Below are 11,214 nucleotides of genomic sequence, written 5' to 3'. Positions count from 1 at the left end.
CCATGAGATCGTTCTCCGAACGCAACCCCCTCCAGATAGGACTGGTCGGCACCGGCATCGTGGTCGCTTTGCTGGTCGGCCTGTTCAACTACGAGCGCATCCCCGGATGGCCGGGACACCGGACGATCGTGGCCGAGTTCGCCGACGCCAGCGGACTGAACACCGGTGACGCCGTGCAGATTTCGGGAATCGAGGTGGGCAAGGTCGACCACATCGCACTCAGCGGCGACCACGTCGACATCGCCCTGCGGGTCGACACCCACGGACAGCAACTCGGCACCCGCACCACCGCGGCGATCAAAGTCGAAACGGCTCTCGGCCGCCGCTACGTCGAGCTGCGGCCCGACGGTGACGGCGCGATCGGCGACCGAATTCCTTTGGACCACACCACCTCCGGCTTCGACATCACCGAATCGCTGAACCAACTCACGACTCGGTTGGCCGGCACCGACAAAAAGCAACTGACCGACGCTGTCGACAGCCTGTCGAAGGTGCTGACCTCGTTACCGGAGAATCTGCGGCCGTCGCTCGACGGTGTGTCGCGACTGTCGGAGACCATCGCCTCCCGCGACGGAGCCGTGCGGGATCTGCTCGACCACACCCAATCGGTGACCGGCATTCTCGCGCAACGAAATCAGAACCTGACCGCACTGCTGACCGACGGCGGTTCGCTGTTCGCCGCACTCAACGACCGCGCCGCCACGATTCGCACCCTGCTGGTCAACGTTCGCGCCGTCAGCACCGAACTGCACGGACTGGCCAGGGACACCAAGCAGACACTCGCACCGATGCTGGCCGAACTCGACCGGGTCGTGGGCCTGCTCAACACCAACTACGACAACATCAACGCCGCGATCACCGGCTTGAGACCATTCGTAACCCAGCTCGGTGAGGTCGTCGGGAGTGGCCCCTTCTTCGGGGTACTGCTGCACAACATCGCTCCCGCCAACCTCGACGGGCAACAGCCCGGCAGCCCCGGAGGAGGACGCTGATGGCGGCGCCGCGCGCGGGCGCGTCCCGCATCCCGGTACCCGGACGGATTCTCGCCGTCCTAATCGTCGCGGCGACCATCGCCACCGGCGCCACCTGGTGGATGACTCGCGACGCGACCGTCCGGGTCACCGCCTACTTCACCAACTCGGTCGGCCTCTATCGCGGCGACCGCGTCGCGCTGCGCGGCGTGCCGATCGGCGAGGTCGACGACGTCACGCCGATGGGCGATCGCGTCCGCGTCACCATGCATTTCGATTCGTCGCATCCGGTGAGCGCCGACACCCACGCCGCGATCGTGGCCCCCACATTGGTGTCGGGCCGCTACATCCAGCTCGTCCCGAAACGAGGAACAGAACCGCAACTGCGCGACGGGGCTGTCATCCCGCTCGAGCGCACCGCCGTCCCGGTCGAATACGACCAGATCAAGCAGCAGGTCACCGACCTCGCCACCCAGCTCGCGCCCAAACCCGGCGACCCTACGGGCACCTTGGCCCGATTCACCGACGCCACCGCGAAAGCACTCGGCGGCAACGGCAAAACGCTCAACGACACACTTGTCAACCTGTCCAAGGCGATGCAGACACTGGCCGAGGGCGGACCCGACCTGTTCGCCACGGTGCGGAACCTGCAGACGGTGATTTCCGCGCTCGCGGCGAACGATGCTCAGGTCCGGAACTTCGTCGATCAGCTAGCCGGGGTGTCGAATATATTGAACGACAACAGAACTCAGCTCGACGCCGCGCTACAAGCGGTCCAGGCGATGCTGCCCGAGATCCGCGGCCTCGTCGCCGACAACCGTGACGCGCTGAACTCCGATGTCACGTCGCTGATTCGGATCACCTCGCTGCTGGCGAACCGGGAGGACGACCTCGCCCAGATCCTGCATATCGCGCCGACCGCGCTGGATGATCTCTACAACATCATCGACCCGTACTCGAAGTCGGTGACCGCGAATCTGATCATCCCGGACTACCCGGACCCGATGTCGCTGATCTGCGCGCTGCTCACCACCGTCGACGCACCGCAAGCCGAATGTTCCCGCGCCAGTGCACAATTCGGTGATCTATTCGGTGCTGCGGCGCGCGCGGCGATGGGCGCGGGCTCGTTGCCGCAGCCGATGCCAGCCACGGGTGTCCCAGGGCTGCCCGGCATACCACTTATTCCAGGACTCACCGACCTTCTCATCCCCGGAGCCCGACGATGAAACCCTCGATCCGACGGCAGGCCGGAAGCGTGCTGCTCCTGGGCGCCTTGCTCAGCGCCGGTTGCCGATTCGACGGAGCCAATTCGATCCCGCTGCCGGGCAACGCGATTCACCACGGTGCCTACACGGTGCGCGTGCAGCTACGCGACACCCAGAATCTGATCGCCAACTCGCTGGTCAAGGCCGACAACGTCACCGTCGGCACGATCACCGCGATCACTGTCCGCGATTACGTCGCGGATATCACTCTCGAAATCGACAAGAGCGTCCAACTGCCCGCGAATACCACCGCCCGTCTCGCACAGACCAGCGTGCTCGGCGCCCAGTATCTGGAACTGATCACTCCCAAGGACGGCAAAACGGACCGGCCGCTGCGCGACGGCGACGTGATCCCGCTTTCGGCGACCGCCGAATATCCCGCGACCGAGGATGTGCTCGCCGCGTTATCGCTGGTTCTCAATGGCAGTGGGCTGGAACAGATTCGGACCATCATGACCGAACTGAACGGTGCGTTCGGTGGCCGCGAGGACGCGATCAACCGATCCTTCGCCCGACTGGTCACCTTCGTCGACGGCTTGGACACCCAACGCGACAACATCGTGCGCGCCATCGACAGCCTCGACGAATTCTCGAAAGAGCTTGCCGCACAGAAGGACACACTCGGCGGCGGGATCGAACAGATACAGCCCGCGCTGGCCGTGCTCGACGAGCAGAGGACCCAACTGACAACCATGCTCGACCGCGTCGGCGCCTTCGGCGCGCAAGCCGCGCAGGTGTTGGCCAGCAGCCGCGACGACCTCACCGCCGACCTACACAACCTGCAGCCCACGCTGAGCCAGCTCGCCACAGCGGGCTCCGATCTCGCCGGGGCCCTGCTCGTCGCACTGAGTTTCCCGTTCCCGGTTACCGTCGCCGACCGAGCGGTGCGGGGCGATTACGTCAATTTGTTCCTCACCCTCGACCTCACCGTCGAAGGCATCCAGAACAAGGTCATCGGCAGCATCCCGTTCAACCGACTGGTCCCGATGTCCAACCGTGCCGTGGATCCGCTCATCGCACCGACCCAACCCGCGCCCGGCGACCTGCCCGCGACCGCCGACCCGAACGGGGGACCCCGATGAAAACCCGTCTGGTCAAGGGCCAGCTCATCGCCTTCGCGATCCTGGCAGTGGTGAGCCTCAGCTACGGCTTGGGCCACTACATCGGCATCCAGCGCCTCACCGGAATCGGAACCTACACGGTCACAGCCGATTTCGCCGATTCGGGTGGTCTGTACGAATCTGCGTCGGTCACCTACCGCGGCGTGGAGATCGGCCGCGTCACCGGCATCGACCTCAACGGCGAGACCGTCCGAGTCCACATGCAGTTGCGTGACGACCGCAACGTCCCAGCCTCGGCCTCGGCCACGGTCAAAAGCATGTCCGCCATCGGCGAACAGTACGTGGACCTGATACCTTCCGGTGACACCGCGCCCTATCTGCGCGACGGCAGCTCGATCCCACTGTCGAAGACGACCGTGCCGATTCCGACCAGCGACGTGCTCGACAAAACGCAGACCCTGCTGAAGAGCGTGTCCACCGACTCGTTGCGAACCTCGATCGACGAGACCTTCAACGCCGTCTACGGCGCCGGGCCCGCCCTGGCCACCCTCATCGAATCCTCCGCGAAGCTGCTCGACCTCGCCCAAGCTGATATCGGCCCCACCCTCACCCTGCTCGAAGACGCCGAACCGCTGCTGCGCACAGGAAATTCGGTCCGGACCGAAATTCGTTCCACAACAAGCGATCTGGCATCCTTCACCACACAGCTGGCACTGAACGACGCGCAGTTGCGCGATGTGCTGGATCAGGGCCCCACCACCGCCGACACCATTTCCGGCACACTCGCCGACCTGACAACGCCGCTGCCGGTGCTGCTGGCCGATCTGCAGACCGTGGGACAGGTGCTGCGGGTCAATGTAGCGGGACTGCGCCAGATCCTGGTCGTGTATCCGGCGCTTGCGACCGGCTTGAACTACACCGACGCCGCCGCGGGCCTGCAGACCACCGCCGACACCAGAGGGCCGCAGCTGCCGCTGGATGTCAAATTCGGCAATACCGAGAACCCGCCACCTTGCACGGAGGGATATCAGAGCACGCAGCGCCGCGACCCATCCGACACAGGTCCCGCGCCGGTTTCATCGACGGGCAACTACTGCCGGGTCGCCCCGGGCAACCCGAAAGTCATCCGCGGGGCCCGCAATACCCCCTGCGCCACTGATCCCTCGGTCCGCACCGCCGATATCGCGAATTGCCCGGGCGGACTGCCCTCGACCTGGCCGGACATGCTCGCACACCCCCGTGATCCCTATCCGGCGGCAGCCTCGCAACGCCCGGCGCCCGACCCGGTCGCACCGACCGGACGCGCACCCACCCCCGATCCGGCCGCGTCCGCACCGGTCGCACCCGCCGCCATGACCGCACCATACGCGGAGCGCGACGGAACCTTCCACGGACCGGACGGTCTCACCTACGTCGTCGGGCAGCTGGCCCAATCGGCTGCCCAAGCAAAGGAGTACCAGGGATGGCAATCGCTACTGATCAAATAGACGCCGACGAGGCCACATCCGAGTCCGACTCGGCTTCCGGCCCGGTGGACTCACCGCGTCGCCCAGGTTCACCGTGGCGGGTCTGGGCGATCACGATTGCCTCCGCAGTAGTGGTGACGCTCGTCGCGGTGAGTTCGCAGCTCTGGCTGACTGTCCACCACAACCACCAGGACGACACCCGCGATCGTGCCGTGCTCGATACCGCGCGCCGTATCGCCGTCCAGTTGGTCACGCTCAGTCATGGTTCGGCCAAACAGAATCTCGACGCGATCGCCGCCGATTCGACCGGATCATTCCGTGACCAGTGGGACAAGATCTCCGGCAACTTCGTCGCCGTACTGCAGAACGGCAAGGTCGAATCCACCGGCGAGGTCAAGGAAGCCGGGATCGTCTCGGTCGACGACGCGCACGCCACCGTGCTGACCGCGGTCACCTCCACGGTCAAGAACACCGAAGCCCCCGAGGGACAGCAGCGGGTCTACCGCATGAAGATGACCCTCGACCACACCGACGGGCGTTGGCTCGTCTCGAACGTGGAGTTCGTCGCATGAGAATCCGTCCACGCCAATGGTTCCGGCGTTTATCCACGATCGGAAGGCGGGCCACCACTGCCACATTCGTTGTGCTCGCGCTCATACTGGTTACGGCGATAACCACGACGGTCCTGTGCGGACGCAGTATCTCCGACCACAGCGCGACAGTGACCGCCGCACGGGCGGCCCGGGATTCGGCACAGTCGCGAATTCCCACCGTGCTGTCCTACGACTTCAACACCATCGACACCGAATTCCCCAAGGTCACCGATAATTTGACCGGCACCTTCCGCGACGATTTCGCCAAGTTGAGCTCGAGCGTGATCACCCCCGCGGCACATCGCGATTCGATCATTACCACTGCGAAGGTCGTCGAATCCTCGGTGGTCACCGCAGCCGTCGACAAAGTCACGATGCTGGTGTTCCTCGATCAGGAGACCACGAGCAGCAAGTATCAGGGACCGCGCCTGGACGGCAGCCGCATACGAGTCACCATGACTCAGGCCGACGACCGATGGCTCATCTCCGACATCACACCCGTCTGACATCGTTGCCCGAGGAGACGAGAGCCCATGTCCGCCAAAAATTGGTTCGCACCCGAAGGTGATGTGCACCTGCGGATCTGGCTGTCAGACTTGGTCTTCAACTATGCGGTAACCGGGGCGGCGGTGCGCAATTTTATCCACGATTGGAGGCGAAAGCCTTGGTGCACAATCGAATTGATCGGCGACACCGTCGAGGACGGTAGGTTGCTGCCATACCTGCCGGGTGAGCGATTGTTCGTTGGGCCGTGATCAGCAGCGCCGAGATATCAGCAGGTCAGGTTGATCAGCGAGTTGCGATCGAACTCGGAGTGAACCGACACCCTCACGATCGGCTATCTTCAATAACAAAGTTTTAAATGAAGTTCTACGAATGCCTTGGAGTGCACTATGCCCCCCGGGGGGCGACGTGCCGACGTACCGAAGCCGGACCTTCGGCACCCGACGAAAGCAAGTGAAATGAATCTCGCCGAAAATCTCGTGATCTCTGCCCACAACCGTCCCCACCATGTTGCGATTCGGCTCGACGAGACAGTCGTTTCCTACGCGCAATTGGACACGCTCAGTCAACGCGTCGCCGGTCTACTGGCCGCATACGATGTGGCACCGGGTGATCGGGTCGCGATCATGCTCCCGAACGTCCCGCATTTCGCCGCTCTCTACTACGCCATCCTGCGGGTGGGCGCGGTCGTGGTACCGATGAACCCCTTGCTCAAGGAACGTGAAGTCGCCTACTACCTGCGCGATTCCGGCGCCAAGCTGATATTCGTCTGGCCGGACTTCGCCGCCGAAGCCGCCGCGGGTGCCACGCAGGTGGGCAGTACCGCGATACCGGTTGCTCCGGCCGAATTCCTCGATCAAATGATGGCCATCGAGCCGCGAGAGGAAGTGATCGATCGCCGCCCCGACGACACCGCGGTAATCCTGTACACCTCTGGCACCACCGGCTTGCCGAAGGGCGCCGAGCTGACCCACGCCAACCTCGGGAGCAACGTCGACGTCTGCACACAGACCCTGCTCGAGCTCAGCGCCGAGGACGTGATCTTCGGCGGGCTACCGCTGTTCCATGTGTTCGGGCAGACATGCGCATTGAACGCCGCTGTGCGCGTCGGCGCGACGCTGACGCTGCTGCCGCGGTTCGACCCGGCCAAGGCATTGGAGCTAATGGTCCGGGACCAAGTGACGATCTTCGAAGGGGTGCCGACGATGTACTCGGCGCTGCTGAATCATCCGGGTGCCGCCGACATCGACCTCGGCGCGCTGCGGATCTGCGTCAGCGGCGGCTCCGCGCTGCCGGTGGAGGTGCTGCACGCCTTCGAGAAGCAGTTCGGATGCGTGGTGCTCGAAGGGTACGGGCTATCGGAGACCTCGCCCGCCGCTTGCTTCAATCACCCCGATCGGCCTCGTGTACCCGGTTCCATCGGTACCCCGGTCCGCGGCGTCGAACTGCGGGTGGTCGACGACGAGGGCGGCGAGGTGGCCGACGGCACGGTCGGTGAGATCGTGATTCGCGGCGACAACATCATGAAAGGCTATTGGAACAAGCCCGAGGAGACCGCCGAGGCGATCACCGATGGCTGGTTTCACACCGGCGATCTGGGTCGGAGCGATGCGAACGGCAACTACTTCATCGTCGACCGCAAGAAGGACATGATCATTCGCGGCGGCTACAACGTCTATCCCCGCGAGGTCGAGGAGGTGCTCTACGAGCACCCCGATGTCGCCGAGGCGGCGGTCGTCGGTATCGCGCACGCCGAGCTCGGTGAGGAGGTCGCTGCCGCGGTCGCCCTCAAGCCCGGCGCATCGATTGGTGCCGACGAACTGCGTGACTTCGTCAAGGAACGCGTCGCCGCCTACAAATACCCCCGGCACCTGCACATCGTCGACGCCTTGCCGAAGGGGCCGACCGGCAAGATCCTCAAGCGCGAAATCAATCTGCATGTCGACCACAGTGGATCGACCATTCACTGACGCTCTTTGCGGAATTACGTTCGGCCGCTGATCAATTCGAAAGGAAAGCCCATGCCTTTGTATCAAGTTCTGGTTCCCGCGGGGTCGCTGGCTGAGGACCACCGCGCCGAGCTGGCCGAAGCAATCACCGCCATTCATACCTCGGTCACCGGCGCGCCTCGGGGATTCGTCAACGTTGTATTCGTCGAATACGAGCCGTCGGCGTTTTTCACCGCCGGTAAGCCCAACACGGTATCGGTGATCAGCGGAAATATCCGGGCCGGTCGGGATCGCGCATCGCGGGCCGAACTGCTCACCCGGCTGTCGGCGGCGTGGACCGCCGTCACCGGCCAGGACGCCCGAAGTCTGCTGCTCGGACTCAACGAGATGGATCCCACTTCCATCATGGAGGCGGGGCTGATCATGCCCGCTCCCGGCGAGGAAGCGGACTGGATCGAACAGCACAGGCAGGAACTCGGCGATGTGCTGTCGACCCAATAGCTGATCGCGCATATGGGGTACCCGGGATCGACGGACCTCGCCACACAGGTCGCCGCCTGTGTGGCAGAGGTCGGCGCGGCACTGAGCCATGACCGTGCCGCCTTGATTCGCGATCTCTACCAACGACTTTCGAGCGAGATCGCGGAGTTGCGCGGCGACGAGAGTCTGCAAGCATCGCTCGTCGCGAGCATCGAGGGCAACGTCGAGACCTCCCTGCCCTTCCTGCAACACGGCGTCGATATCGGCCAGGCGGAGGCGCCACCCGCGGCGATCGAATACGCCCGACGCCTCGCCCAACACGGCGTTCCGGTTCGAGCTCTCGTCCGCGCCTATCGGCTCGGCCAGGACACGGTCCTGCAGCGGGCCTTCAACACCAAGGTCAGCGACCCGTACCTGCTGACCGCCGTCGCGCAACGGCTGGCGGCAGCGAACTTCGCCTACATCGACCACGTCACAGAACAGGTACTCGAGGCCTACGAAGAAGAACGGGACCGCTGAGGCGCTCGGCGCGGCATGACAAACAGTAAGGAGAACCAGTGACGAAGACCCAGCAGGTACTACTCGCGAAGCGGCCATCCGGGTTGCCCGATGCGGACACCTGGCGTATCGCGACCGAGGACCTTCCCGCCATCGCCGCCGGGCAGATCCTGGTGAAGGTCGATCTGATATCCATCGACCCGGCCATGCGCGGGTGGCTGAACGATGTCCGGTCGTATCTGCCGCCGGTCGGCATCGATGAGGTCATGCGCTCGCTGGACGTCGCCACCGTCGTCGAGTCGGCGCATCCTGACTTCGCGGTCGGTGAAACCGTCAGCGGCACCTTCGGTGTGACCGAATACGCGATCAGCGACGGCAACGGCGTACAGCGGATCGATCTCAGCATCGCACCGGCGGCGACTTGGCTCGGCGCCCTCGGAATGCCAGGTATGACAGCCTATTTCGGTCTACTCGAGGTCGGCAAACTGCGGGCCGGCGAGACCGTCGTGATCTCGGCCGCGGCCGGAGCCGTGGGTGGGGTCGCCGGTCAGATCGCGAAAGCCTTCGGAGCACGGGTCATCGGGATTGCGGGCGGTGCGGAGAAGTGCCGCGTGCTGATCGAGGAACTCGGCTTCGACGCAGCGATCGATTATCGCGGCGAGGATGTGCTGCACCGACTTCGGGAGCTGGCACCGGATGGAATCGACGTGTTCTTCGACAATGTCGGTGGTGACATCCTCGATGCTGCGCTGGCGAATCTGGCGCGGGGTGCGAGGGTGGTCATCTGCGGGGCGATTTCGTCTTACAACGACGACAAACCGGCTCCCGGCCCCTCGCGATATATGTCTCTGCTGATCTTCCGGGCCTCGATGACCGGATTCGTAGTGTTCGACTACCGCGATCGCTACGGCGAGGCCGTCGCGAAGATCTCGCAGTGGTTGGCCGACGGCAAGATCAAGGCGCGAGAGCACGTTGTCGAGGGTGGTGTCGCCCGGTTCGGTGAAACACTGAACATGCTGTTCGCGGGTGCGAACACCGGAAAACTCGTCCTCGCGATCTGAGTCCGCACGAATAGGCCCCGTACCGCCGGCTGCTAGGAATCGCCGGTTCTTGCCCGTCGGAAGACTATCCTCGAATTGTCGGGGCACTTTTCCCAGGTCGAGAGGTGGCGCGGATGAGTGGCTGCGGCGGGGTCTTGTCGGGCGGGCCGACTGCACGATGGTGTGTCGCGGTGGGGGTTTCGCGCGTCCGCTGGTGTGGATAAGCGGTCGGTGGCGCACGACACGGAGGGGACGCAACGCGACCTGCAGTTCGGTATCGCGGCGGAATTGGCTGCGGCCGGGTTCGATGATGCGCAGGAGATCGGTCGGGGTGGTTTCGGTGTTGTGTACCGATGTGTCGAGGGTTCGCTCGACCGCCAGGTAGCGGTGAAGGTGTTGACCTCGGAGGTTTCCGGCGACGAGCGGGCCCGCTTCGTGCGCGAGCAGCAGGCACTGGGCCGGTTTTCCGGGCACCCGCACATTGTTCAGGTACTGCGAGCCGACGTCACCGCGACCGGGCGGCCCTTCATCGTGATGCCACTGCATGCGCAGGGGTCGCTGATGAGTCGGGTGCGCGACGAGGGACCGGTGCCGTGGCAGGAGGTGTTGTCGATCGGGGTGAAACTGGCCGGTGCACTGGCCGCGGCCCATGCGTGTGGGGTCCTGCACCGTGATGTGAACCCCGCCAATATCCTGCTCAGCGACTACGGCGAACCCCAGCTCGCGGATTTCGGCATCGCACGGATCGGTGGCGCCTTCGAAACCGCGGCCGGTGTGGTGGCGGGGACACCGGCGTTCACGGCACCCGAGGTCCTCAAAGGTGAGGATCCGTCGGTGCCCTCGGATGTGTACGGTCTCGGCTCCAGCTTGTTCTGCCTGTTGACCGGCCATGCGGCGTTCGAACGCCGCGCGGGTGAATCGCTGGTCACCCAGTTTCTGCGAATCAGCTCGGAGCCGATTCCGGATCTGCGTGGCGGCGGCGTTCCCGCGATGCTGTGCACGGTGATCGAGTCGGCGTTGGCGACCGACCCGGCCGAGCGGCCCGCCGATGCCCGCGAATTCGGCGAGCTGTTGCGCAACGTGCAGTTCTCCAGTGGTCTTCGGGTCGACACCATGGCGCTGCCGCCAGGTACCGGGAAGGGAAGCGGGATCGAGCGATCCGCCGAGTCCCGATCGGTGTTGGTGGCCGAAACGCCGGTGCCGGACGTTCCGTTGCCGACTCCGTCGACCCGGTATCGGCCGCCGAGCACGTTGCGTCGGCCGGTGGAGCGGCCCCGGTTGCTGGATATCTTGCGGGAGGCGCGGACGCGGCGACTGGTGCTGATTCACGGGCCCGCAGGTTTCGGGAAGACCACCGTCGCAGCGCAGTGGGGCGATGTGCTCGAGG

At 64.7% G+C, this 11,214-nt stretch carries 11 protein-coding genes; all 11 read left to right on the top strand.

Going from position 1 to position 11,214, the window contains the following annotated elements; all coding sequences use genetic code 11:
• The first annotated feature begins 2 nt into the window (after positions 1-2).
• Positions 3-992 carry an MCE family protein gene (locus tag ON44_RS41445; RefSeq protein ID WP_040700384.1) on the top strand — a complete coding sequence of 330 codons (990 nt, stop codon included), beginning with the start codon at positions 3-5 and terminating at the stop codon, positions 990-992.
• Complete coding sequence (locus tag ON44_RS41440; RefSeq protein ID WP_063721719.1) at positions 992-2,197, top strand: MCE family protein; 1,206 nt, start codon at positions 992-994, stop codon at positions 2,195-2,197. Before ON44_RS41445 ends, ON44_RS41440 begins: the two co-directional genes overlap by 1 nt.
• Entirely contained in the window at positions 2,194-3,318 is a 1,125-nt protein-coding gene (locus ON44_RS41435; protein WP_040700383.1) for an MCE family protein, read from the top strand. The genes ON44_RS41440 and ON44_RS41435 overlap by 4 nt, the downstream gene beginning before the upstream one ends.
• Entirely contained in the window at positions 3,315-4,784 is a 1,470-nt protein-coding gene (locus ON44_RS41430) for an MlaD family protein (RefSeq protein WP_040700382.1), read from the top strand. Before ON44_RS41435 ends, ON44_RS41430 begins: the two co-directional genes overlap by 4 nt.
• Positions 4,760-5,335, top strand: coding sequence for an Rv1363c family protein (locus ON44_RS41425; protein ID WP_040700381.1), 576 nt, complete (start codon positions 4,760-4,762; stop codon positions 5,333-5,335). Before ON44_RS41430 ends, ON44_RS41425 begins: the two co-directional genes overlap by 25 nt.
• Positions 5,332-5,862, top strand: coding sequence for an Rv1363c family protein (locus ON44_RS41420; protein WP_063721718.1), 531 nt, complete (start codon positions 5,332-5,334; stop codon positions 5,860-5,862). Before ON44_RS41425 ends, ON44_RS41420 begins: the two co-directional genes overlap by 4 nt.
• A 456-nt stretch (positions 5,863-6,318) precedes the next feature.
• Positions 6,319-7,830 (top strand): long-chain-fatty-acid--CoA ligase, encoded by a 1,512-nt coding sequence (locus ON44_RS41410; RefSeq protein ID WP_040700379.1) that lies wholly within the window; start codon positions 6,319-6,321, stop codon positions 7,828-7,830.
• Between the two features lie 51 nt (positions 7,831-7,881).
• Entirely contained in the window at positions 7,882-8,310 is a 429-nt protein-coding gene (locus ON44_RS41405) for a tautomerase family protein (protein ID WP_040700378.1), read from the top strand.
• Positions 8,311-8,322: 12 nt separating this feature from the next.
• Complete coding sequence (locus tag ON44_RS41400; RefSeq protein ID WP_051183193.1) at positions 8,323-8,808, top strand: RsbRD N-terminal domain-containing protein; 486 nt, start codon at positions 8,323-8,325, stop codon at positions 8,806-8,808.
• 38 nt (positions 8,809-8,846) lie between these two features.
• The gene (locus ON44_RS41395) at positions 8,847-9,848 is read left to right on the top strand and encodes an NADP-dependent oxidoreductase (RefSeq protein ID WP_040700377.1); all 1,002 of its coding nucleotides are present in this window, start codon (positions 8,847-8,849) and stop codon (positions 9,846-9,848) included.
• Positions 9,849-10,058: 210 nt separating this feature from the next.
• A partial coding sequence (locus ON44_RS41390) for a serine/threonine-protein kinase (protein WP_157187578.1) occupies positions 10,059-11,214 on the top strand: 1,156 nt, incomplete at its 3' end.

This window comes from Nocardia vinacea NBRC 16497 (assembly GCF_000308835.1).
In the GTDB taxonomy this organism is placed as follows: domain Bacteria; phylum Actinomycetota; class Actinomycetes; order Mycobacteriales; family Mycobacteriaceae; genus Nocardia; species Nocardia vinacea.
This window is presented reverse-complemented; position numbering and strand designations above follow the sequence as displayed.

Excerpts from the sequence above, each read along its gene's own strand:
- ON44_RS41445 (WP_040700384.1), top strand. The coding sequence starts at position 3 with ATGAGATCGTTCTCCGAACGCAACCCCCTCCAGATAGGACTGGTCGGC.
- ON44_RS41440 (WP_063721719.1), top strand. The coding sequence starts at position 992 with ATGGCGGCGCCGCGCGCGGGCGCGTCCCGCATCCCGGTACCCGGACGG.
- ON44_RS41435 (WP_040700383.1), top strand. The coding sequence starts at position 2,194 with ATGAAACCCTCGATCCGACGGCAGGCCGGAAGCGTGCTGCTCCTGGGC.
- ON44_RS41430 (WP_040700382.1), top strand. The coding sequence starts at position 3,315 with ATGAAAACCCGTCTGGTCAAGGGCCAGCTCATCGCCTTCGCGATCCTG.
- ON44_RS41425 (WP_040700381.1), top strand. The coding sequence starts at position 4,760 with ATGGCAATCGCTACTGATCAAATAGACGCCGACGAGGCCACATCCGAG.
- ON44_RS41420 (WP_063721718.1), top strand. The coding sequence starts at position 5,332 with ATGAGAATCCGTCCACGCCAATGGTTCCGGCGTTTATCCACGATCGGA.
- ON44_RS41410 (WP_040700379.1), top strand. The coding sequence starts at position 6,319 with ATGAATCTCGCCGAAAATCTCGTGATCTCTGCCCACAACCGTCCCCAC.
- ON44_RS41405 (WP_040700378.1), top strand. The coding sequence starts at position 7,882 with ATGCCTTTGTATCAAGTTCTGGTTCCCGCGGGGTCGCTGGCTGAGGAC.
- ON44_RS41400 (WP_051183193.1), top strand. The coding sequence starts at position 8,323 with ATGGGGTACCCGGGATCGACGGACCTCGCCACACAGGTCGCCGCCTGT.